This window comes from Nocardioides pantholopis (assembly GCF_003710085.1).
GTDB classification, from domain to species: Bacteria; Actinomycetota; Actinomycetes; order Propionibacteriales; family Nocardioidaceae; genus Nocardioides; species Nocardioides pantholopis.
The window spans coordinates 3601857-3624584 of sequence record NZ_CP033324.1; the positions used below are offsets into that span (position 1 = coordinate 3601857).

Here is a 22728-nt window from a genome sequence, read left to right on the forward strand (position 1 = left end):
GGCCCCCGGCATTCCGGACCCCGGCCATCCCTAGGGTGGGGCGGTGCTCCGGATCCTGCTCGCCCTCGTCGCGGCCGCCGTGATGACGATGCTGATGGTGCTCCTGGTGGCCGGGCACGGGCCCTGGGCGGGCGAGGTCGTCTGGCGGCTGAGCCCGGGCCGCGGCGTCAACGCCGGCGACCTGCCGGTCTTCGCCAGCTGGGTGGTCGGCATGCTGGCCTGCGCCGGGCTGGCGCGGGACTGACCCCAGCCTGACGCGGGAAACTCGAGGATTCGGGCCGCTGCGGCGCGGGTATAGGACTGACGGACCCGTTCGACCGACCCATCGCCCGGAGATCCCATGACGCTCCTCGTCATCCTGGCCGCTCTCGCGCTCTGGCTCGCCCTCTCGGTCCCGCTCGGCATCGCGATCGGCCGCTCGCTCGCGGCCGCCCGGCACGACGAGCACCGGATCAGCGGCCGAGCCCGCGATCTCGCCACCTAGGGAACCCCGCTGGGCCCGCGGACCCGTGGCTGCGTTTCGGCCCCGGACCTACAGTCGAACGTGACCGACCTCACACCCCCGCGTCCGACCCACGTGGGTCGGTCGCCCTGACCCGACCAAGGAGGACCTCCATGTTGCTGCGCACCACTGACCCGTTCCGTGACTTCGACCGGCTCACCCAACAGCTGCTCGGCAGCGCGAGCCGTCCCACGGTCATGCCGATGGACGCCTGGCGCGAGGGCGACCGCTTCGTCATCGAGTTCGACCTCCCCGGAGTCTCCCCGGAGAGCATCGACCTCGACGTCGAGCGCAACGTCCTCACGGTCGGCGCCGAGCGCCCCGGCCGCAGCGAGGACGGCGAGATGCTCGCCAGCGAGCGCCCGCGCGGGTCGTTCAGCCGCCAGCTCGTCCTCGGCGACAACCTCGACCTCGAGCGCATCGAGGCGTCGTACGACGCGGGCGTGCTGCGCCTGGTCGTCCCGGTCGCCGAGCGCGCCAAGCCGCGCAAGATCGAGGTGACCTCCTCCGGGCAGGGGAACACCGCTATCAACAGCTGACCAAGCATCAGTCGAGGGCGGGAGGCCGGTGGCCTCCCGCCCTCGGCGCGTGCTGCGGGCCTCAGCCGCCGGCGAACGGCGGCAGGAACTCCACCGAGGTGCCGGGCCGGACCAGCACCGACTCGGGATCCTCGCGCCCGACCGGCTGGTCGCCGAGCAGCACCGAGCAGCTGGCGATCACCTCGGGGAGCCGGGTGCCGGGGTGTCGGGCGACCACCTCGCGCATCACCTCGCCCAGCGGCACCGGGCCGGAGACCTCGACCAGATCCTCGGGCGTCCCGGCCGCGGCCTTCGCCGCGGCCCAGTACCGGACGCGGATGATCTCCGTCTCTTTCACCTGGGGCTCTTCCACTGTGTCGGCCACGTTACCTATTGTTCCCCTAGCACCAGGCCGGAGCCCAGCGTCGCGTTTCGGTCCCCATCCCGTTGGCGGGAGGAGACCAGCCATGAGCGCCCTTTTGCTGTTGACCAGCGCCCTGCAGACGTCCACCGAGGTGCTGCCCGCCCTCGGTCTGCTGGGCCACCAGGTCAAGATCCTGCCCGCCGAGGGCAGCGCGCTGCTCGAGGCGCCCGACTCCGACCTGCTGCTCGTCGACGGCCGCCAGGACCTGGCCCACGCCCGCGACCTGTGCCGGCTGATCCGCACCACCGGCACCGACGTCCCGGTCCTCCTCGTCGTCACCGAGGGCGGCCTGGCGGTCGTCAACCAGGACTGGGGCATGGACGACGTCGTCCTGCACACCTGCGGGCCCGCCGAGCTCGGGGCCCGGATCAAGCTGGCGATCGGCCGGCTCGCCGCGCAGCGCGAGGCCGCCGACCCCGACGCCCACCTGATCCGCTCCGGCGAGGTCCTCGTCGACGAGGCCACCTACACCGCGAAGGTCGGCGGGCGCGCGCTCGACCTGACCTTCAAGGAGTTCGAGCTGCTGAAGTTCCTCGCCCAGCACCCGGGCCGGGTCTTCACCCGCCAGCAGCTGCTCCAGGAGGTGTGGGGCTACGACTACTTCGGCGGCACCCGCACCGTCGACGTCCACGTCCGGCGGCTGCGCGCCAAGCTCGGCCCTGAGAACGAGACCCTGATCGGCACCGTCCGCAACGTCGGCTACCGCTTCGTGCTCCCTGCCAAGGAGAAGGAGGCGGCCGCCGACGCTCGCGCCACCGAGTCCAGCACCCAGGCCAGCCCCGAGGCCAGCCCCCAGACCACCACCGAGCCGGTCGTCTGAGCGGCCGTAGGCTGGCCGGCGTGCCTCCCACGAGCGAGTCCCCTGAGCAGCGTGTGCCCGAGGTCGAGCAGATCGCCCGGGAGGCCGAGGCGTACGACGGCGCCGCGCCGCTCGACGAGGCGACCGGGATCGCGCTGCGGCGCCACCCGGAGCGGGTCCGGACCTGGGTCGACGCGGACGGCTTCGCGCTCCTCGTCGGGAGCGAGCTGAGCCTCGTCGTACGACCCGACGCCCGCGGGCGCGGCCGGGGCCGGGACCTGCTGGAGCGTGCGCTCGCCGATCTCGGGGACCGGGAGCTGCTGGCCTGGTCGCACGGCAACCACCCGGCCGCCGCCGCGCTGGCCGCCGGGCACGGCTTCGCGCGGGTCCGCGACCTGTGGGTGATGCGCCGGCCGCTGGACGACGACCTGCCAGCGCTCGTCGTGCCCGACGGCGTGACGATCCGCGACTACGACCCGGCGGACCCCGCCGACGCCGCCGCGGTCGTCCGCGTCAACGCCGCCGCGTTCGCCGCCCACCCCGAGCAGGGCGCGATGGACGCCGCGAACCTGGCCGAGCGGATGTCCCAGGACTGGTTCGACCCCGCCGGGCTGCTGCTGGCGGTGCGCGCCGGCGAGGTCGTCGGCTTCCACTGGACCAAACGCCACTCCCCCACCCTCGGCGAGGTCTACGTCGTCGGGGTCGACCCCGCGGGGCAGGGTGGCGGGCTCGGCAAGGCGCTCACCCTGGCCGGGCTGCACCACCTCCGCGACGGCGGCGCCACCGAGGTGCTGCTCTACGTGGAGTCCGACAACGACCCGGCCGTGGCTGTCTACTCCCGGCTGGGGTTCCGCCACGACGCCGTCGACACGCACGTGCAGTACCGCCGGGCCTGAGCCCGGCGGGCTGTCTCCGGCCGGCTCAGCTGCCGGCGAGGTGGATGGCGTCGGCCAGGAGGCGCCGGATGCTGCGGCGGCGCCTGCCGGTACGGCGCAGACGGATCCTCATGCGCCCAGCCTCGCCGCGCCGGGGCCGCCGCGCGCGGAGGTCGGCTCGGGTATCCCCTGTTCTGGGGAGAGCCCGCGGTCGCCGAGCCCGGGGAGCCCGACGTCGAGCTCCCCGGCCAGGCAGACCAGCAGGATCCGGGCACCGCCGAGATCCCCGAGCACCGAGTGCAGCTCGGCGTAGGTCCGCCGCTCCTGGGGGTCCGGGGAGTTCCGCATCCCGTCCAGGCGGCACAGCGCCCGGCTGGCGTGCTGCGCCGCGTCGAGGAGGCAGTGATCCAGCGTCTGGATCGTGTGGGTGGGCGAGAGATCGGGCATCGGGGCTCCGTTCGAGGCGACGGGCGCGGCGGCGTACCCGGTTTGGGGGACGACACCGGTCCGGCCGGGCGGTCCACTGGTCGCAGAGGAGGGGGCAGCGGGCCTCCAGATACCTCGGAGGCCAGATGCCAGCCCCGGACCGCCTGCCGGCCGACCTCAGGGTGCCGATGACCAGCGAGGAGCGCGCCGAGCTCACCGAGCTGTTCGCCGACGAGCTGGCCCGCGGCTGGATCCCCACCCGGCACGACCTCGAGGACGCGCTCGGCACCATCCGCGCCCGCAGGCGCGGGACGACCGGGGACTGAGCGGCTGCCGGGTCAGCCGGGTCAGCGCAGGGGGCGCACGTGCAGCCCGACCTCCGGGTCGACGACGACCTCCTGGGCCGCCGCCAGCCCGCCGGCGGTCAGTTGCGCGTCCACCGGCACCGAGCGCTTGACGATCGCGAGCGCGATCGGGCCCAGCTCGTGGTGGCGCGCCGAGGTGCCGACGCGGCCCACGACCTTGCCGTCGGGCGCGACCAGGTCGGAGCCGACGTCGGGGAGCTGGTTCTCGGAGCCGTCGAGGTGCAGCAGCGTCAGCCGGCGGGGCGGCCGGCCGAGGGTGTGCACCCGGGCGACGGTCTCCTGGCCGCGGTAGCAGCCCTTGTCCAGGTGCACCGCGGGCCCGACCAGGCCGACCTCGTTGGGGATCGTGCGGGCGTCGGTGTCCAGCCCGACCCGGGGCTCGCCGCGGGCGATCCGCAGCGCCTCGAAGGCCCAGCTGCCGGCTGCGGGACCCGCCGCGGCGGCGTACGTCGTCAGCTGGTCGCGCGGGACCAGCTCGTAGGCGTCGTACCAGGAGGCGGCCTCCTCGACCGCGCCCCGGGGGCGCCAGGTGACGGCCAGCTCGGCGGTCACGTCGGTGACCTCGACGCGCATCATGAAGCGCATCCGGTCCAGGAACGCGATCAGCGCCGCCCCGGCGCCCGGCTCGGTGTGGGCGGTGAACGACTCGCCGTCGTCGAGGCCGACGAAGCTGTGCTCGATGTGGCCCTGGGGGCTGAGGATCAGCACGCCGGTCCAGGTCTTCGGCGCCAACGCCTGGAGGTGCTGGGTGGTCAGCGAGTGCAGCCAGGTGAGCCGGTCGGGGCCCGAGACCCGGATCACGTCACGGTGGGAGAGGTCGACGAAGCCCTCGCCGGCCGCCAGCGTCCGCTGCTCGCCGTACAGGCTGCCGTAGTGGGCGGCCACCGGGGCGTCCGGGCCGTTGCCGGCCACCGCTCCCGGGAGATCGAGCAGGGGGCTGGTCATGACTGGGTGTTCTCCTCACGTTCGGCGCGGCACTGCGCGCACTCCCCGAAGACGGCCAGGTGGCCGAGATCGGGCTCGAACCCGTACTCGTCGCGCAGCCGCTGGGTGCCGGCGGCGATCACAGTCGGGTCAACCGAGGTGATGCCGTGACAATTCCGGCAGACCAGGTGGAAGTGCTCGTGGTCGTCGACCGCGTGGTACGTCGGGGCCCGGTCGGTGAGGTGGGCGTGCTTGACCAGGCCGAGCTCCTCGAGCACCTCGAGGGTCCGGTAGACAGTGGAGATGTTGACTGCCGAGGAGTCCGCGTGGACCTCGGCGTACACCTCGTCGGGGGTGGCGTGGCGCAGCTTCTCGACCGCGCGCAGGACGAGCTCGCGCTGCGGGGTGAGCCGGTAGCCCTTCCCCCGGAGCCGGGCGCGCAGGTCGTCGGACATCAGGCCCGCTTCAGCCTTGCCCACAGGTGCGGCTGGAGCTCCTGGCCCACCGCTGCCATGTCGTAGGCGTAGAGCAGGTCGCCCTCGACGTTGCCGTAGAGCCGGTGGCCGGCGGTGACCTCCTTGGCGCTCTCCGTGAAGGCCACCCCGGCGGTGTGCATCTCGAGCTTCCCGCCCTCGGCCTGGCCGTACCAGATCTCGCTGATGCCGGTGTTGTGCGCGAGCACCAGCTCGACCTTGCCCTCCGGCCGGGCCCGCAGGAAGCCGGTCTCCAGGGCGGCGTCGCGCAGCTTCTCGCCGTTCTCGTCGATGATCCACGAGCGCGAGAAGTAGTGGAAGAACGGGCGGCCGTCGTGGGTGAAGATCAGCTCCTGGCCGAACTGGAACTTCTCGATCGTGGGGTAGTCACCGTGGCCGTTGCCCTGCCAGGTCCCCAGGAGCCACGCGAGTGGGGCGCAGTCGGGATGGAGGTTCTGGGGGATCTCGAACGGCATGCGACCAGTCTAGGGTCCCGGTCCGGCGCGCTCCCTCGTCGTCGAGGTCGCCTGCGGCAGTGACGACCCCGAGCGCAGCAACCAGGCGCTCACCGTCGCCGCGGCCGGCGTCGCCGCGCAGGCGCTGGTCTAGTGACCCCTCGTCGGCTCCGGGATCTCGACGCGCCCTCGCCCAGGGGCTCGGTCGGCTCGATCACCGAGACCGGTGGTCGAGCCGCGAGCGCAGCGAGCGCGTCGAGACCCCGCCCACACGCCCGCCGGGCGCGGGCGTCGGGGGGTCCCGGGGTGCCCTAGGCTGACCCGCCATGAGTGGTCAGACCCCGTCGGGGCCCGAGGACGGCGGCGGGCGTCGCTGGCGGCGTCGTACGAGCGGCCAGGCCGAACCCGCCGTACCGCTGGCGCCCGAGGAGTTCGCCGCCCAGCTGGCGCAGGCGCAGTCCGCCGCCGACCGCGCCGAGCAGCTGCGTCGCTCCGCCGAGCTCGCCGCGTCGGAGGCGCACGCCGAGCGTCTGGTCGCCGAGGAGGTCGCCCGCGACGCCATCGACGCCCGCGCCGAGGCCGAGCGTCGGATCGCCGAGCACGCCGCCACGGTCGAGGAGGCGCAGGCCGCCCGCGCGCAGGCCGAGCACGCCGCCGCGGACGCCGCCCGGGCCATCGCGGCCGCCGAGGAGGCCGCCGCCGAGGCGCTGCGGCGCCGGGAGGCTGCCGAGCAGTCCGCCCGCGAGGCGGCCGAGCGAGCCGGAGAGCTCGCCGAGGAGCGCGCGGTCGCCGAGTCCTCGGCCGCCGACGCGCAGGCCGCCCGGGAGGCTGCCGAGCAGACAGCCGCCGCCGCGGCGGCCGAGGCCGAGGCGGCCCATCGGGACCGCGTCGACGCTGAGGAGGCGGCGACCGCCGCCGCTGCCGCCGTCCAGACCGCGCAGGTGGCGCGCGAGGAGGCCGAGCGGGCTGCGCAGGCGCAGACCCAGGCCGCCGGGACCGCGCAGGCCGCGCGCGCCCGGGCCGAGGCCGCCCTCCGGGACGCCGTCGACGCCGCCGAGGCAGCGGCGGCCGAGCACGCCGACCTGACCCGCGCTGCGACCGCGTCGCGGGAGGCCGCCGAGGCCGCTGCCGCCGGCCAGGCCCAGGCCCGCGCCGCCGCCGAGGAGGCCGCAGCCACCCAGGCCCGGGCCCGCCGGGAGGCCGACGAGCGCGCCGCCGAGGCCGCCGCCGCCGCGACACTCGCCCACGACGAGCGGCGGGCCGCCGAGTCCACCGCCGCCGCGGCCGCTACCGAGGCCGCCCGGGCCCAGACCGACCGCCGCGCGGCCGAGGAGACCGCGACCGCCCAGGCGGCCGCAGCCGGACGGGCCGCCGCCGCGGAGCACGCCGCCCACCAGGCCGCCCTGGCGGCCGCCTCCACCGCCGAGCGCGCGCACGCCGACCGCGAGGCCGCCGAGCAGGCCGCAGCGGCTGCCGCCTCGGTCGCGGCCGAGGCCCAGGCCGGCCGCGCCGCCGCCGAGACCCAGGCCGAGCAGGCCCTCGCCGCCCGCAGCGCCGCCGACCAGCACGCCGCCGAGGCCGTCGCCGCCGCCCGGGAGGCCCACGAGGCCCGCACCGCGGCCGAAGCCGCCGCCACGGCGGCCGCCGACGACGCCGCCCGGGCCCACGCCGAGCGCAGCGCCGCCGAGGAGTCCGCCGCCGCCCAGGCGGCCGCCGCCGGTCAGGCCGCCGCTGCCGAGCTCGCTGCCCACGAGAACGCCGCTGCCGCAGCCGACACCGCCGAGCGCGCCCAGGCGGACCGCGAGGCCGCCGAGCAGGCCGCCGCCGCGGCGGCCCGCACCGCCGCCGAGGCCCAGTCCGGCCGCGCCGCCGCCGAGACCCAGGCCGAGGAGGCACTCGCCGCCCGCGCCGCCGCCGACGACCGCGCTGCCGAGGCAGCCGCGACGGCCTCGCGAGCCTTGGAGGCCCGGACCGCCGCCGAGGCCGCCGCAGCCGCCGCTGCCGACGACGCCATGCAGGCGCACGACGAGCGCCGTACCGCCGAGGAGGCGGCCGCCGCCCAGGCGGCCCTCGCCGGCCAGGCCGCCGCTGCCGAGCTCGCTGCCCACGAGAACGCCGCTGCCGCTGCCGTCAACGCCGCCCGCGCCCATGCCGAGCGGGAGTCCGCCGAGCAGGCCGCCGCCGCGGCTGCCGTCACCTCGGCCGAGGCCCAGTCCGGCCGCGCCGCCGCCGAGGTCCAGGCCGAGGAGGCCCTCGCCGCCCGGGCCGACGCCGACGAACGCGCCGCCGAGGCGGCGAACGCCGCTGCCGCCGCACACGCCAACCGGCGGGCGGCCGAGGACGCCGCCGCCACTGCCGCTGCCGGGGCCGCCCTCGCCCGGGACGACCGCCAGGCCGCCGAGGAGGCTGCCCGAGTCCAGGCGGCCGCCGCCGGTCAGGCCGCCGCCGCCGAGCTCGCCGCCCACGAGGCCGCCACGGTCGCGGCCCTCAACGCCGCCCGCGCCCACGCCGAGCGGGAGGCCGCCGAGCAGGCCGCCGCGACCGCTGCCACCGAGTCCGCCGAGGCCCAGTCCGGCCGCGCCGCCGCCGAGACCCAGGCCGAGGAGGCCCTCGCCGCCCGCGCCGCCGCCGACGACCGCGCTGCCGAGGCAGCCGCCACCGCCCGGGAGGCCCACGAGGCCAGGACCGCTGCCGAGGCCACTGCCGCCGCGGCAGCGGACGAGGCCGCGCAGGCGCACGCCGAGCGGCGTACCGCCGAGGAGGCGGCCGCCGTCCAGGCCACCGCGGCCGGCCAGGCCGCCGCCGCCGAGCTCGCCGCCCACGAGGCAGCAGCCGCCGCGGCGACCGACGCCGCGCAGGCGCACGCCGACCGCCAGGCGGCCGAGGACGCCGCGACCGACCAGGCCCGGGTCGCCCAGACCGCGGGAACCGCCCGGGTCGAGGCCGAGAAGTCGGCCCAGGCCGCGCTCGCCGCCCGGACCGCCGCCGAGGAGGACGCCCGGGCCCAGGCCGAGCTCGCCGCGGAGGCGAACGCCGCACTGCGCGCCGCCGAGGCCCGCCTGGCCGAGCAGACCGACGAGCTCGCCGCCGCGCTGGCCGCCCGGCAGAGCGCGGAGGCCGACGCGGCCGAGCACGCCCGGATCCGGGCCGAGGTCGAGGAGTCCGCGGCGCAGAAGACCGTCGACCGGCAGGCCGTCGAGGCCTCGGTGCGCTACCAGGCCGAGCTGGCCCAGGCTGCGCTCGAGGACCGGCTGGCCGCCGAGCAGCGCGCCGCCGAGCTGGCCCAGGAGCTCGCCGACGCCCGGGAGGAGCTGCTGCGCAGCGCCACCGGCGAGCGCGACCGGGGCAACCCGCTGCTCAGCGTGCTGCTCCTGGCGCTCGGCCTGGCGGCCGCGGCCGGCACGGCGTACCTCGCGAGCCAGGACGAGATCACCACCCCGCTCGGCATCGCCGGCGCGGTGGCCACCGTGCTGCTGCTCGTGCTCGCGGTGGTGGCCCGCCCACGGGGCGACGGCTAGGTCCGCCCCTGCCCCACGGGCTGTAACGCGGGGTTGTCGACGCTGCACACGGCGTACGCCGCCGCGACAGCGACCACAGCACGTGGGCAGACGGCTCCGGCCGCCGATCTGCCGGCCCGCGCGGGATGAGCGGTGGGCCGGTCCACGCCGGATGAGCGGTGAGTGGCCCACCGATTTGCAGGACCAAACAGTGGCAGGCTCACCGCCCACCAGCCACCCGACACCGAAACCGTGGCAGGCTCACCGCCCACCCGGTCCACGCCGGATGAGCGGTGAGTGGCCCACCGATTTGCAGGACCAAACGGTGGCAGGCTCACCGCCGACCAACCACCCGGCACCGAAACGGTGGCAGGCTCACCGCCGACCAGCCACCCCCCACCGAAACGGTGGCAGGCTCACCGCTGAGCAGCGGCGCCCAGGCCGGCCCGCAGCCGGGCGGCGATCTCGGCGTTGGCGGCGCGCGAGGAGCGGCCGACGCCGACGATGTTCAGGAAGCCGTGGATCTGGTCGCGGAAGCGGCGCAGCTCCACGCCCACGCCCGCGTCGGCGAGCTTGCGGGCGTACGCCTCGCCCTCGTCGCGCAGCGGATCGAAACCCGCCGTCGCGACGTACGCCGGGGCGAGGCCGGGCGGCAGGTCCGCGTGCAGCACCGAGAGCCGCGGGTCACCGCCCTGCTCCGGAGTCGGGGCGAAGGAGCGGCTGGCGAGGTCCATGAACTCCGCGGTCAAGAAGAACCCCTTGCCGTACGCCGTGCGGCTCGGCATCGTCCCGGAGCCGTCGGTCATCGGGTAGACCAGCAGCTGGAACGCCAGCGGCAGCCCCTCCTGCGCGGCGGTGATCGCCACCGACGCGGCGAGGTTGCCGCCGGCGGAGTCGCCGCCCACCGCGAGCCGGTCGCGGTCCGCGCCGAGCGTGTCGAGGTTCTCCAGGACCCAGCGGTACGCCGCGACCGCGTCGTCGTGGGCGGCGGGGAACGGCGCCTCCGGCGCGAGCCGGTACTCCACCGACAGCACCCGCACCCCGGACCGCTCGGCCAGGAACCGGCAGCCCGCGTCGTGGGTCTCCAGGTCGCAGTAGATGAAGCCGCCGCCGTGGAAGAACACGAGCAGCGGCCCGGCGTCTCCGGAGACCCCGGACGGCGTGTAGAGCCGGGCGCACTGCCCGGCCACCTGGAGGTCGCGCACCGACCCGATCGGCTGGCGCCCGGCGATCAGCGCCGTCGACTCCGCCAGCGCGAGCCGTCCCTCGGGGACCGGCAGGGTCTCCGCCGCGACCTTGCGGGCCACCCGCTGCAGCCGCAGCATCAGCTGCAGGTCGGTGGCCAGGGTCTGCCCCTCGCGGACCACCGGCTTCCCGGCGAGCAGCCGCTGCACCCGCTCGGGCAGGCCCATCGCGGCGCGCAGCCCGGCCGCCTCCACGCGGGGCAGCTGGGTCCGCACGCGCTCGCGGACGGCGGTCGGGACGGTCGGTCGCTCGGTGCGTGCGCTCACGCCCGGCAACGTACCCGGTCCCCGGCGCCGGCACCTGCGACGACCGGCCGTCCCGGACGGGCGCCCCGGAACGACGCCGGGATCAACGGTTTCGGGCCACCCCCCGTTCACCTGCCGGTGCCACACTCGATCCATGTCCGCCGAGATCGTCTCCGTCCGCGACGCCGCTCCGGAGGAGCCGTTCGACGTCGAGCCCCCGTACGTCCCCGACCACGACGCGCTCGCCGCCGTCGAGAAGTTCGACGACCGGTTCCTGGACCGGGAGCTCTCCTGGCTGCACTTCAACCAGCGGGTCCTCGAGCTGGCCGAGGACCCCACCCTGCCGCTGCTGGAGCGGGTCCGGTTCCTGGCGATCTTCACCAGCAACCTCGACGAGTTCTTCATGGTCCGGGTCGCCGGCCTCAAGCGCCGGATCGCGGCCGGGCTCGCCGTCCGCGCGGCGTCCGGCCTGATGCCGCGGGAGGTCCTGGAGGCGATCTGGCGCACCAGCCACGACCTCGCCCTGCGCCAGGCCCGACTGTTCCGCGACGAGCTCGTCCCGAGCCTGGCGCAGAAGGGCATCGAGCTGGTCCGCTGGGAGGACCTGGACCGCGAGGAGCAGAAGCAGTGCAAGCGGATGTTCAAGGAGCGGGTCTTCCCGGTCCTCACGCCGCTGGCCGTCGACCCCGCCCACCCGTTCCCCTACATCTCGGGGCTCTCGCTGAACCTGGCGGTTCTCCTGCGCAACCCCAAGTCCGGCAAGAAGCACTTCGCCCGGGTCAAGGTGCCGCCGATCTTCGCCCGCTTCGTGCCGCTGGGCAACCAGCGCTTCGTCCCGCTCGAGGACGTCATCGGCGAGCATCTCAAGCGGCTCTTCCCCGGCATGGAGATCCTCGAGGTGCACACGTTCCGGGTGACCCGCAACGAGGACCTGGAGGTCGAGGAGGACGACGCCGAGAACCTGCTCGCCGCCCTGGAGAAGGAGCTGCTGCGCCGCCGCTTCGGCCCGCCGGTGCGCCTGGAGGTCGAGGAGTCCATCTCCGAGGCGATGCTCGAGCTGCTGATCACCGAGCTCGGAGTCTCCGAGGAGGAGGTCTTCCGGCTGCCGGGCCCGCTGGACCTGCGCGGCCTGCACGGCATCGCCGACGTCGGCCGCGAGGCGCTGAAGTACCCCGGGTTCCTGCCCGCCACCCACCCGCGGCTGGCCGAGCAGGAGTCCGCCTCCCCCGTCGACGTGTTCAAGGCGCTGCGCCGCGGCGACGTGCTGCTGCACCACCCCTACGACTCCTTCGCCACCTCCGTGCAGCGCTTCCTGGAGCAGGCGGCCGCCGACCCGCACGTGCTGGCGATCAAGCAGACCCTCTACCGCACCTCCGGGGACTCCCCGATCATCGACGCGCTCATCGATGCCGCCGAGGCCGGCAAGCAGGTCCTGGTGATCGTCGAGATCAAGGCCCGCTTCGACGAGCAGGCCAACATCCGCTGGGCCCGCAAGCTCGAGCAGGCGGGCTGCCACGTGGTCTACGGGCTGGTCGGGCTCAAGACGCACTGCAAGCTCTCGATGGTGGTGCGCGACGAGCCCGAAGGCATCCGCCGCTACACCCACATCGGCACCGGCAACTACAACCCCAAGACGTCCCGGCAGTACGAGGACCTCGGCCTGCTCACCACCAACGAGGTGATCGGCGAGGATGTCGCCCACCTGTTCAACAACCTCTCGGGGTGGTCGCGCAACGCGGCGTACGACGAGCTGCTGGTCGCCCCCGACTCGGTGCGCTCCGGCCTGATCGACCAGATCCACCGGGAGATCGCCCACCACGCCGCCGGGGAGCCCGCCGGGATCCGGATCAAGGCCAACTCCGTCGTCGACGAGGGCATCATCGACGCGCTCTACCTCGCCTCCCAGGCCGGCGTCCCCGTGCAGATGCTGGTCCGCGGGATCTGCGCCCTGCGCCCCGGTGTCCCCGGCCTGTCCGAGACCATCGAGGTCCGCTCGGTCCTCGGCCGCTTCCTCGAGCACAGCCGGGTGTTCTGGTTCGAGAACGCCGGGGAGCCGGTCGCCTGGATCGGCTCGGCCGACCTGATGCACCGCAACCTCGACCGCCGCGTCGAGGTGCTGGTCCGGCTGCCCGGTGCGGAGAGCATCGCGTCGATCCGCCGGCTGCTCGACCTCGCCTTCGCCCCCGACACCGACGCCTGGGTGCTGGGCCCGGACGCGGCCTGGACCCGCAACGGCGGCCGCACCCACCTGCAGGAGGCGCTGATCGCCGCGCACCGGGCGCGGCGTACCCCCGGCTGAGCGGCCGAACCGGACCCGGCCCCGCCCCCTGTCCACCCCTTGTCCACCCCTTATCCACACCGGGTGAGACGGCGAACACGGGGACGCGAGTTGCAACCCTCGGCAAGCCACCCCCTAGCATGAAGCCGTTCTTCTCCGCCTCATCAGGAGTACCTCGTGGGATTGCGCTTCCGCCCGGTCGACAGCACCTTCTTCGACCTCTTCACCGAATCAGCGCAGCACCTCGTCCGGGGCGCAAGCCTGCTGGCGGAGATGCTGGCCGAGAACGCCGACCGCGAATCCGTGGCCGAGCGAATGCGGGCCGCTGAGCACGACGCCGACGAGACGACGCACGCGCTGATCCGGCGCGTGAACAGCACCTTCGTCACGCCGTTCGACCGTGAGGACATCTACAGCCTCGCCTCCGGCCTCGACGACGTCATGGACATGATGGACGAGGTCGTCGACCTGATCCTGCTCTACGAGGTGCACGTGCTGCCCCCGGAGCTGTCCACCCAGGTCGAGGTCATCCAGCGCTGCGCGGAGCTCACCGCGGCCGCGATGCCGAAGCTCCAGTCGATGCAGTCGCTCGAGGAGTACTGGATCGAGATCAACCGCCTCGAGAACACCGGCGACAAGAACCACCGCCGGACCCTCGCGAAGCTCTTCAGCGGCGAGTACAAGACCATCGAGGTGCTCAAGCTCAAGGACATCGTCGAAGCCCTCGAGGAGGCCATCGACGCGTTCGAGAAGGTCGCGAACACGGTGGAGCAGATCGCCGTCAAGGAGTCCTGACCGGTGGAGCTCGCGATCGTCATCGCGGTGGTCGTCGTTGCCCTCGGCTTCGACTACACCAACGGCTTCCACGATGCCGCCAACGCCATCGCCACCTCCGTCTCCACCCGGGCGCTGACCCCGCGGGTGGCGCTCGGCATGGCGGCGGTCATGAACTTCATCGGCGCGTTCCTCGGCCAGGAGATCGCCAACACGGTCGCCGGCGTCATCGAGGTGACCGACGGCTCGCACGGCCTGGTCATCGTGATGGCCGGCCTGCTGGGCGCGATCTCGTGGAACATGCTGACCTGGTACTTCGGCCTGCCGTCGTCCTCCTCCCACGCCCTCATCGGCGGCCTGGTCGGAGCGGCGCTCGCGTCCGGCTCCCTGGTCAAGTGGAGCGCGATCGTCGACAAGGTGCTGCTCCCGATGATCGCCTCGCCGCTGTTCGGCTTCGCGGCGGCCTTCGCGCTGATGCTCGCGATCATGTGGATCTTCCGCCGCCGCAACCCGCACCGGGTGCAGCGCGGCTTCCGGATCGCGCAGACCGTGTCCGCCGCCGCGATGGCGCTGGGCCACGGCCTCCAGGACGCCCAGAAGACGATGGGCGTCATCTTCCTGGCCCTGGTCACCGGCGGATACGCCAGCCAGGGTGACGACCTGCCGGTCTGGGTGATCCTGGCGGCCGCCGCCGCGATCTCCGCCGGCACCTGGTCCGGCGGCTGGCGGATCATGCGGACCCTGGGTCGCCGGATCATCCACCTGGACCCGGCCCGGGGCTTCGCGTCCGAGACCATCGCCGCCGGCGTGCTGTACACCACGGCATTCGCCTTCGAGGCCCCGATCTCCACCACCCACACCATCACCTCCGCGGTGATGGGCGCCGGCGCGACCAAGCGGTTCTCCGCGGTCCGCTGGGGCGTGGCCCGCTCGATCGTCGCCGCCTGGGTGCTCACCTTCCCGGCCGCCGGTGCTGTCGCCGCGGTCGTCTACTGGGTCTGCAAGTACATCTTCCAGCTGCCCTGATCGACGCCGGCGGGCTCGGTGTCCGCTTGCAGGTTCCTTGCAAATCTTCGCCCGGCTGCCGCGGGGAAGGCTTGAGGTACGCCGACCAGAGTGGTCCTCGTCAGGATGACGAAGGACCCCTGGAAGGAACCAGACCATGCTCCGCACCGCACTCCGCACCCACGCCACCAAGATCCTCGCCTCGGTCGTGCTCGTCTCCGGAGCAGCCGGCGTTGCAGGCCTCGGCACCTTCGGTGCCTTCACCGACACCACCAGCGCGGACGTCGAGGTCAGCTCGGCCAAGCGCGTCGACGTGCTGATGAACGGCACCGGCGACGGCCTCACGGTCGACGCCAAGGGCCTGATCCCCGGCGACACGCGGCTGGTGGCGCTCACCCTGGAGCGGCCCGGCGACACCGCCGAGCTGAGCGCCCTGACGGCCGTCGGGACCGCCACCGGCGACAGCACCCTCGTCAAGGCGCTGAAGCTCGACGTGCAGGCCTGCTCCCAGCCCTGGACGACGACCGCCACCACGATGACCTGCGGCGCGAAGAGCTCGCCGGTCGTCGCCGGCAGCCCGGTCATCGGCACCTCGCCGCGCAACTGGGGTCCGCTCGGCTCCTGGGTGAACACGCTCAACACCGGCGGCAAGGTCCACCTCCGCGTCAGCCTCGAGCTGCCCGACACCGCCGTCGGCCACAACGCCCAGGGCCACGCCGCGGCACTGCACTACGAGCTGCGCGGCGAGCAGCGCACCGGCACCGCCAAGGTCGTGCCCACCACCACCGTCGCCCGCTGACCCACCGCCCAGGAGCCCGCATGAGCACCAACGTCGTCGACCTCGCCGCACGGCGCCGCGCCCCGCGGCGTACGCCGCGGCAGCGGGCCGGCGCGTTCGTGCGGCGGGCCCTGGGCCGCCTGGTCTCCTGGACGTTCACCGCACTCCTGCTCACGGCGCTGGTCGCGTTCCTCGGGCTGGCCGTCGGGCCGCACCTGTTCGGCTACCGCACGGTCACCATGCTCACCGGCAGCATGGCGCCGGAGATCAACCCCGGCGACGTGATCGTCACCAAGCCCAAGCCGGCCGACCAGGTCGAGGTGGGCGACGTGCTCACCTTCCGGGCGCCGGTTGAGGGCAAGCCCGTCGAGACGCACCGCGTGGTCAAGGTCGGCCGGACCGCGCAGGGCGAGCTCGTGATCCGCACCAAGGGTGACGCCAACGCCGCCCCGGACCCGTGGCGCGCCCGGATCGAGGGCGAGACGGTCTGGGAGACGGTCCGGGTCATCCCGAGCGCCGGCAAGGTGCTGCGGGTGCTGCGCGCCCCGGCCCTCCAGCAGGGCCTGTTCTGGAGCGCGCTCGCCAGCCTGGTGCTGATCGGCCTGGCCCGGATCTGGAAGCGCCGCGAGCCCGACCCCGCCCCGACCCCACTGCGCGCCGCCGCGCTCGACGGCGCGGCACTGGGCCGGCTCGGCAGCGACGTCGACGACCCGGAGTTCGCCGCCGCCTTCGCCAGCCGCTACCAGGAGCTGCTGCCGCGGCGTCTGGTCCGCCTGACCTCGGCGCTGGCCAGCAACGACCTCGACTCCGCGCTGGACGCCTCGCTGAGCCTCAAGGTGTCCTCGAGCACCGTCGGCGCCCGGGAGCTGCACGAGCTCGCCTCGGTGATCGAGCTGAACGTACGGCGCCGCGACGTGGCGGTGGCGCGGGCGATGACCCCCGACCTGACCGACGCCGTACGCCGCGCCGACCGCGCCCTCGCGGCGTACCTGGCCAGCAACCGCGGCGCCTGAGCGCTGCCGCCCGGCCAGTCGGCCAGACGGTCAGGCGGTCAGTCGGCCTGGAGCATCCGGTAGCCGACGCCGCGGACGGTCTCCAGGTAGCGCGGCCGGCCGCGGCGGTCGCCGAGCTTGCGGCGCAGGTTGCCGACGTGGACCTCGGCGAGGTGGGTCTCGGCCTCCCACCCGGCGCCCCACACCTCGGCCAGCAGCGCCTCGCGGGTCCAGACCCGCTGCGGAGCGCGCATCATCGTGGCCAGGAGGCTGAACTCGGTGGGCGTCAGCGTGACCTCGTCATCGCCGCGGTGGACCCGGTAGCCGTCCACGTCGAGCACCAGGTCGCCGTGGCGCAGCACCTGGTGCCGGGCGGGCGCCGGCTCGAGCGGCAGGTCCGGCGCGGCGGCGTGCCGGCCGGCCAGCCGCCCGGTGGTCTCCAGCGGCACCGGCGGGGACGCCTCGGCATACGCCACGATCCGGCGCGGGCGGCGGAACAGCGCGTTGACGCGGACCTTCAGCTCGCGGGTGCTGATCGGCTTGGCGAGGTAGTCGTCGGCGCCCGTCTCCAGTGCGATCAGGCGGTCGATCTCCTCGTTCAGCGCCGTGACCATGATGATGTAGGCGTCGGTCGTGGGCCGGATCCGGCGGCAGACCTCGACCCCGTCGATGCCCGGCAGCCCCACGTCGAGCGTGACCAGGTCCGGGTCGATCGCGGCGACCGCCTCGATCCCTGCGGCGCCATCGGCGACGACGGTCACCTCGAATCCCTGGCCCTTGAGCGCGATCTCGATGAGCGCCGCGATGTCCGCGTCGTCCTCGACGACCACCGCGCAGCGCCGGGTCGCCTGCAGATCCATGGTTGGCATGATCCCATCGAGGGTCGGCCCGCGGCGCACGATCCCCCATTTCGGGCGCGTGCCCCGCTCAGGGCAGCCGCTGGGTCGCCAGGACCGCGCCGCGGCGCCGGTGCAGGACCAGCAGCTCGCCCTTGCCCAGGTGGGGGTCCGGGACGCCGAGCGCGTCGAAGACCAGCGGCAGCACCGGGCGGTGCGTGCACAGCAGCAGTCCCCCGCCGCCGCCACCGCCCCCGACACCGCCCCCGTCGGCCCGGTCGACCTCGGCGAGCAGGTCCGCGACGACCCGGGCCACCCCCCGGCCGGTGGCGTCCTCCTGGCTGAGCGCGTCGGTCGCGGCCAGCTCGGCGCCGCTCGCCGCGACGTACGGCGCCACGGTGTCCGCGCAGCGGGTCGAGGTCGAGGTCACCACCCGGCGTACGTCGTGGGCGGCGAGCACCGGGACCAGCAGCCGGGACTGCCGCAGCCCCTCCGGCAGCAGCGGGCGCCGCCGGTCGTCGCCCGACCAGTCCTTGCGCGCCACGGCCTCGGCGTGGCGCAGCACCAGCAGCGGCCGGCTGCGGGGGCGGAGCCGGAGCGCCTCCTGGAACGTCGCCCGGTCGCGCGGGTAGGTCAGCAGCGCCGAGGCCCGGTCGGCGTCGACCCACCGCACCCGGTCGATCTCGTCGTTGGGCCGGTAGCCGCTGACGTCGTCGTCACCGACCGGTCGCCCCACCCAGTAGTGGACGACCTTGGGGCCGGCGGCCACCGGGTAGCGCTGCGGCGGGAGCGGGGGGCCCAGCCGGACCCGCAGCCCGGTCTCCTCCTCGACCTCGCGGACCGCGGCCGCCGTCGGGTGCTCGCCCGGGTCGAGCTTGCCCTTGGGGAACGACCAGTCGTCGTACCGCGGACGGTGGACGAGGAGCACCTGGCGGCCGGGTCGGAAGACCACCACCCCGGCCGCGGCCACCTCCCGCCCCTGCGTCATGGCGCACAGTCTCCCGCTACTGTCGCCGCGTGCGGAAGCGACGGGTCCTGCTGGTGGTCGGCGCGCTCGTCGTGGTGCTGCTCGCCGGGATCGCCGTCCTGGGCGTCCGGTGGTTCCAGGACCGGGGCCGACCGGACCTGCAGCGGGCGTTGGAGCTCGCCCCCGCCGCCGAGCGCTACTCGTTCACCGCCTGGGCGGAGGTACGCCGCGCGCTGCCCGCCAAGAATCCCGCCAAGGATCCAACCGGTCGCGCCGGCGAGCTCGCGGGCCTGCTCGACCGTGGCTTCGACCGGGACCTGACCTCGGCCTCCGCCCTGGTCGAGTCCGCGCAGCTGCTCGACGACGCGTACGGCTGGTCGCCGCTGTCCGCGACCTGGGAGCTGTTCGCGCAGTCGACCGAGGGCGCCGTGACGCTGGTCCGACTGCCCGAGGACACCTCGTTCGACGACCTCCGCGACCGGCTGGAGTCGCTCGGCTACACCCCGCCGGCCGCCGATGACGGCGTCTGGCTGGGCGGCGAGGAGCTGGTGGCCAGGATCGCCGCCGAGGTCGGCAGCACCGGGTCGCCGGTGCTGCAGTACGTCGCGCTCGACGAGGACGAGCGGCTGGTCCGGACGGCCGACAGCGCGGCGTACCTGCGCTCGGTCGTCGCCGGCGAGGTCGGCGACGCCCCCGGCGACCTGGACGCGGTCGTCGAGGCGGTCGGGGACCCGCTCTCCGCGGCGGTCTACACCGGTGACCACACCTGCTCGGAGCTCGCCATGGCGCAGGCCGACGACCGGGACCGGGAGACCGCCGAGCAGCTGGTCGCCGACGCGGGCGAGACCGACCCGGTGCTGTCGTTCGCGATGGCGGCCCAGCCCGACGGCGAGGTCCGGGTCGCGATGGCGTTCGAGGACGCCGAGGACGCCCGGACCAACGCCGACACCCGCGCGGTGCTGGCCGCCGGCGCCGCCCCCGGCCAGGGCGGGGACTTCGCCGACCGGTTCGAGCTCGGCGAGGTGACCGCGGACGCCACCGTGGTGACGATGGCCCTGGACCCCGTCCCGGGCAGCTTCGTGCTCTCGGACCTGAGCACCGGGCCGGTGCTGTTCGCGACCTGCTGAGGCCGGGAATTACCGGAAGCCGCGCAGCCGCAGGCTGTTCGACACCACGAACACCGACGACAGCGCCATGGCGCCTCCGGCGATCATCGGGTTGAGCAGGCCGGCGGCGGCCAGCGGCAGCGCGGCGACGTTGTAGCCGAACGCCCAGACCAGGTTGCCCTTGATCGTCGCGAGGGTACGGCGGGCCAGGCGCACGGCGTCGGCCGCGACCCGCAGGTCGCCGCGGACCAGTGTCAGGTCGCTGGCCTCGATGGCCACGTCGGTGCCGGTGCCCATCGCGATGCCGAGGTCGGCCTGGGCGAGCGCGGCGGCGTCGTTGACGCCGTCGCCGACCATCGCGACGACCCGGCCCTCGCCCTGCAGCCGCGCCACGACGTCGACCTTGTCGGCGGGCAGCACGTCGGCGATGACCTCGTCGATCCCGACCTCGGCGGCGACGGTGCGGGCCGCTCGCTCGTGGTCGCCGGTGAGCAGCACCGGCCGCAGGCCCAGCGCGCGCAGTTCGGCGACCGCCTCGGCGGAGGTCGGCTTCACGGTGTCGGACACCACCAGCACGCCCCGGGCCGCCCCGTCCCAGCCGGCCAGGACCGGCGTCCGGCCGGCCGCCTGCGCGTCGTCCAGCGCCGCGGCGAGCGCGGCGGGGAGCGCGAGCCCGTGCGCCTCGAGCAGGGCCGGGCGGCCGACGACCACTGCATGGCCCTCGACCGTGCCGCGCACGCCCAGCCCGGCCTCGTTGACGAAGTCCGTGACGGCCGGGTGCGGCCCGTCCCCCGCGATCGCGCGAGCGATCGGGTGCTCCGAGCCGGACTCCAGGGCGCCCGCGAGGCGGCGTACGTCGTCCTCGGTGGCGCCGTCGGCGACCACGGAGACCAGCGCCATCTGCCCGGTCGTGACGGTCCCGGTCTTGTCCAGCACGACCGTGTCGACCTGGCGGGTCGACTCCAGCACCTCGGGTCCGCGGATCAGGATGCCGAGCTGCGCGCCCCGGCCGGTGCCGACCATCAGCGCCGTCGGCGTGGCCAGGCCCAGCGCGCACGGGCAGGCGATGATCAGCACGGAGACCGCTGCCGTGAACGCCGCGGAGGCCGGCGCGTCGGCGCCCAGCCAGAAGCCCAGCGTCGCGACGGCGAGCGCGATCACCACCGGCACGAAGACCCCGGAGACCCGGTCCGCGAGCCGCTGCGCCGCGGCCTTGCCGTTCTGCGCCTCCTCGACCAGCTGCGCCATCTGCGCCAGCTGGGTCTCGGCGCCGACCCGGGTCGCGCGCACCACCAGCCGGCCGCCGGCGTTCACGCACCCGCCGACCACGTCGGCGCCCGGCCCGACCTCGACCGGGACCGGCTCACCGGTGAGCATCGAGGCGTCGACCGCCGACGTCCCGGACTCCACCACCCCGTCGGTGGCGATCTTCTCCCCGGGGCGTACGACGAACCGGTCCCCGACCGCGAGGGTGTCGGCCGGCACCCGCACCTCGGTCGTGCCGTGCAGCACTGCCACGTCCTTGGCGCCCAGGTCGAGCAGCGCGCGCAGCGCCGCCCCGGCCCGCCGCTTGGAGCGCTTCTCGAACCAGCGGCCGGCCAGCAGGAAGGTCGTCACCCCGGTGGCGGCCTCGAGGTAGATGTTGCCCATCCCGTCGCTGCGCTCGATCGTGAACCGGAACGGGTGGGTCATCCCGGGCTCGCCGGCGGTGCCCCAGAACAGCGCGACCACCGACCAGCCGAAGGCCGCGAGCACCCCGATCGAGACCAGCGTGTCCATCGTGGTGGCGCCGTGGCGCAGGTTGGTCCAAGCGGCCCGGTGGAAGGGCCAGGCGCCCCAGACCGCGACCGGCGCCGCCAGGGTCAGCGAGAGCCACTGCCAGTACTCGAACTGCAGGGCCGGCACCATCGCCATCGCGATGACGGGCACCGTCAGCGCCGCCGACACCACGAGCCGGTCGCGCAGCGTGCGCAGCTCGCGCTCGGCCGGCTCCTCGGCGTCCGCCTCGGACCCGCCCGCGGCGGCGGCGGGCTGCGGCAGGGTCGCGGAGTAGCCGGCGGCCTCGACCGTGGCCAGCAGGTCGTCGGTGCTGACGGTGGCCGGGTGGGTGACCCGTGCCTTCTCGGTCGCGTAGTTGACCGAGGCGGTGACCCCGTCGAGCTTGTTGAGCTTGCGCTCGATCCGGTTCGCGCAGGACGCGCAGGTCATCCCGGAGATCGCGAGCTCGACGTCGGTGGTCTGCTCGGGGTGGGTCTCAGTGGTCATGGCCCGGCTCCTCCCCGTGCTCGTCGGTGTCTGTGCCGGCGCCGGCCGCGGGGCCGTCACCGACGGTGAGGGTGAACGCGGCCGTGCGGACCACCCCGTCGTGCTTGAAGTCCAGGAAGAGCCGGTAGCGGCCCTCGCTGGGGAACGTCGTGTGGAAGCCCACCTCCGGCCCGGCGCCCTCCCCCTCCGGGTGCGCGTGCAGGTAGGCGAGGTCGCCGTCGCGCAGCACCACGAGGTGGCCGTGCGCGCCGAGGTAGGGCTGCAGGTCGGTGACCGGCTCCCCGCCCTTGCTGATCTCCAGGGTGACGGCGGTGCCGGCGCCCGCTGCCGGTCCGGTGCCGGTGCCGGCGGTCAGGGTCACGGCGTATCCGTCGACGGTGGTCGTCGTGACGTCCTCGCCGAGCGGCTGCGGGTCGTCCCGCCCGCCGACCAGCAGGTCGGCGCCGAGCACCAGCGGACCGGCGCCGGCGGGCTGGAAGTCGGCCAGCACCCGCCAGGCGCCCGCGGTGAGGTCGACCGGCACCGACCAGGTGCCGTCGGCGCCGAGCTCGGGGTGCACGTGCTGGAAGCCGGTCAGGTCACGGCGTACGACGATGAGGTGCAGGTCCTTCTCGTGCTGCCGCTGGTAGCCGATGACCGGCTCGCCGTCCGGGCCGAGCACCCGGAACCGCAGCGGTCGGCGCCCGGCGTCGGTGACCGGTTGGTCGAGCACCAGCGTGTAGCCGCTCTGGCTCACCTGGAGCCCCGCCACGGCGGCCGAGGTCGCCGGGCCGGTCCCGGGAGCGCCCGTCTCGGCGGGCGCACTCGGTCCGTCGGTCTCGGCGCCGGTGGCGTCGGGGCCGTGACCGTGGCCGTCCGCCGCGGTGCCGGCCCGGTCCTCGGTGCCGATGGGACCGGCAGCGGCTCCGACGCCGTACCCGACGCCGAGCAGCAGCGCCAGGCCGACGAGGAACGCGGTGACCCGCAGCGGCGTGCTCAC

The 22728-nt window shown here is 74.9% G+C and carries 23 protein-coding genes; 13 read left to right on the plus strand and 10 right to left on the minus strand.

All coding sequences use genetic code 11. The features are described 5' to 3' along the window. The first annotated feature begins 43 nt into the window (after positions 1–43). The 3 genes from EBO35_RS17240 to EBO35_RS17245 all read left to right on the plus strand — a co-directional run bounded on the left by EBO35_RS17240 (position 44) and on the right by EBO35_RS17245 (position 1041). Complete coding sequence (locus tag EBO35_RS17240) at positions 44–244, plus strand: hypothetical protein (protein WP_122818818.1); 201 nt, start codon at positions 44–46, stop codon at positions 242–244. 96 nt (positions 245–340) lie between these two features. Beyond that, positions 341–484, plus strand: a complete 144-nt coding sequence (locus tag EBO35_RS19595; RefSeq protein ID WP_164478019.1) for a hypothetical protein — start codon at positions 341–343, stop codon at positions 482–484. 131 nt (positions 485–615) lie between these two features. Next, the gene (locus tag EBO35_RS17245) at positions 616–1041 is read left to right on the plus strand and encodes an Hsp20/alpha crystallin family protein (RefSeq protein WP_122818819.1); all 426 of its coding nucleotides are present in this window, start codon (positions 616–618) and stop codon (positions 1039–1041) included. A 61-nt stretch (positions 1042–1102) separates the two neighbouring features. Here EBO35_RS17245 and EBO35_RS17250 read toward each other — a convergent pair whose 3' ends face one another. Further along, a complete protein-coding gene (locus tag EBO35_RS17250; RefSeq protein ID WP_241153753.1) occupies positions 1103–1378 on the minus strand; it encodes a MoaD/ThiS family protein in 276 nt (91 codons plus the stop codon). Between the two features lie 109 nt (positions 1379–1487). Between EBO35_RS17250 and EBO35_RS17255 the strand changes: the two genes are divergently transcribed. Continuing rightward, positions 1488–2264: a winged helix-turn-helix transcriptional regulator gene (locus tag EBO35_RS17255; RefSeq protein ID WP_122818821.1), complete on the plus strand. Its 777-nt coding sequence runs from the start codon at positions 1488–1490 to the stop codon at positions 2262–2264. A 20-nt stretch (positions 2265–2284) separates the two neighbouring features. Continuing rightward, entirely contained in the window at positions 2285–3139 is an 855-nt protein-coding gene (gene mshD, locus EBO35_RS17260; protein ID WP_241153754.1) for a mycothiol synthase, read from the plus strand. Positions 3140–3247: 108 nt separating this feature from the next. Here the strand turns inward: mshD and EBO35_RS17265 are convergent, their stop codons facing one another. After that, entirely contained in the window at positions 3248–3565 is a 318-nt protein-coding gene (locus EBO35_RS17265) for a hypothetical protein (RefSeq protein WP_122818823.1), read from the minus strand. Between the two features lie 125 nt (positions 3566–3690). Here EBO35_RS17265 and EBO35_RS17270 point away from each other — a divergent pair, with 125 nt between their 5' ends. Beyond that, complete coding sequence (locus EBO35_RS17270; RefSeq protein WP_122818824.1) at positions 3691–3870, plus strand: hypothetical protein; 180 nt, start codon at positions 3691–3693, stop codon at positions 3868–3870. Positions 3871–3891: 21 nt separating this feature from the next. On the opposite strand, the gene ygfZ is transcribed toward EBO35_RS17270, so the two are convergent. The 3 genes from ygfZ to EBO35_RS17285 are packed head-to-tail and all read right to left on the minus strand — an operon-like array spanning position 3892 to position 5782. After that, complete coding sequence (gene ygfZ / locus EBO35_RS17275; protein ID WP_122818825.1) at positions 3892–4854, minus strand: CAF17-like 4Fe-4S cluster assembly/insertion protein YgfZ; 963 nt, start codon at positions 4852–4854, stop codon at positions 3892–3894. Then, the gene (locus EBO35_RS17280; RefSeq protein WP_127479624.1) at positions 4851–5288 is read right to left on the minus strand and encodes a Fur family transcriptional regulator; all 438 of its coding nucleotides are present in this window, start codon (positions 5286–5288) and stop codon (positions 4851–4853) included. The genes ygfZ and EBO35_RS17280 overlap by 4 nt, the downstream gene beginning before the upstream one ends. Beyond that, positions 5288–5782: an FABP family protein gene (locus tag EBO35_RS17285; RefSeq protein ID WP_122818826.1), complete on the minus strand. Its 495-nt coding sequence runs from the start codon at positions 5780–5782 to the stop codon at positions 5288–5290. The genes EBO35_RS17280 and EBO35_RS17285 overlap by 1 nt, the downstream gene beginning before the upstream one ends. Before the next feature lie 305 nt (positions 5783–6087). Between EBO35_RS17285 and EBO35_RS17290 the strand changes: the two genes are divergently transcribed. Then, positions 6088–9279, plus strand: coding sequence for a hypothetical protein (locus EBO35_RS17290; protein WP_122818827.1), 3192 nt, complete (start codon positions 6088–6090; stop codon positions 9277–9279). 395 nt (positions 9280–9674) lie between these two features. On the opposite strand, the gene EBO35_RS17295 is transcribed toward EBO35_RS17290, so the two are convergent. Continuing rightward, entirely contained in the window at positions 9675–10769 is a 1095-nt protein-coding gene (locus EBO35_RS17295) for an alpha/beta hydrolase (RefSeq protein ID WP_241153755.1), read from the minus strand. A gap of 133 nt (positions 10770–10902) precedes the next feature. Between EBO35_RS17295 and EBO35_RS17300 the strand changes: the two genes are divergently transcribed. From EBO35_RS17300 to EBO35_RS19605, 5 genes are all read left to right on the plus strand, one after another. Next, positions 10903–13047 carry an RNA degradosome polyphosphate kinase gene (locus tag EBO35_RS17300; RefSeq protein WP_122818828.1) on the plus strand — a complete coding sequence of 715 codons (2145 nt, stop codon included), beginning with the start codon at positions 10903–10905 and terminating at the stop codon, positions 13045–13047. A 156-nt stretch (positions 13048–13203) separates the two neighbouring features. Continuing rightward, complete coding sequence (locus EBO35_RS17305) at positions 13204–13821, plus strand: DUF47 domain-containing protein (protein ID WP_122818829.1); 618 nt, start codon at positions 13204–13206, stop codon at positions 13819–13821. Between the two features lie 3 nt (positions 13822–13824). Next, positions 13825–14826, plus strand: a complete 1002-nt coding sequence (locus EBO35_RS17310) for an inorganic phosphate transporter (protein ID WP_122818830.1) — start codon at positions 13825–13827, stop codon at positions 14824–14826. A 136-nt stretch (positions 14827–14962) separates the two neighbouring features. Continuing rightward, positions 14963–15604 (plus strand): hypothetical protein, encoded by a 642-nt coding sequence (locus EBO35_RS19600; protein ID WP_164478020.1) that lies wholly within the window; start codon positions 14963–14965, stop codon positions 15602–15604. A 20-nt stretch (positions 15605–15624) separates the two neighbouring features. Then, complete coding sequence (locus EBO35_RS19605; RefSeq protein WP_164478021.1) at positions 15625–16596, plus strand: signal peptidase I; 972 nt, start codon at positions 15625–15627, stop codon at positions 16594–16596. Between the two features lie 38 nt (positions 16597–16634). Here the strand turns inward: EBO35_RS19605 and EBO35_RS17320 are convergent, their stop codons facing one another. Further along, positions 16635–17435: a response regulator transcription factor gene (locus EBO35_RS17320; RefSeq protein ID WP_122818831.1), complete on the minus strand. Its 801-nt coding sequence runs from the start codon at positions 17433–17435 to the stop codon at positions 16635–16637. A gap of 67 nt (positions 17436–17502) precedes the next feature. Next, on the minus strand, positions 17503–18399 hold the full coding sequence (locus EBO35_RS17325; protein ID WP_122818832.1) for an NUDIX hydrolase: 897 nt from the start codon (positions 18397–18399) through the stop codon (positions 17503–17505). A 29-nt stretch (positions 18400–18428) separates the two neighbouring features. Here EBO35_RS17325 and EBO35_RS17330 point away from each other — a divergent pair, with 29 nt between their 5' ends. Further along, positions 18429–19505: a hypothetical protein gene (locus EBO35_RS17330; RefSeq protein WP_122818833.1), complete on the plus strand. Its 1077-nt coding sequence runs from the start codon at positions 18429–18431 to the stop codon at positions 19503–19505. Positions 19506–19514: 9 nt separating this feature from the next. Here the strand turns inward: EBO35_RS17330 and EBO35_RS17335 are convergent, their stop codons facing one another. Then, positions 19515–21749 (minus strand): heavy metal translocating P-type ATPase, encoded by a 2235-nt coding sequence (locus tag EBO35_RS17335; RefSeq protein WP_122818834.1) that lies wholly within the window; start codon positions 21747–21749, stop codon positions 19515–19517. Next, positions 21739–22728, minus strand: coding sequence for a hypothetical protein (locus EBO35_RS17340; protein ID WP_122818835.1), 990 nt, complete (start codon positions 22726–22728; stop codon positions 21739–21741). Before EBO35_RS17340 ends, EBO35_RS17335 begins: the two co-directional genes overlap by 11 nt.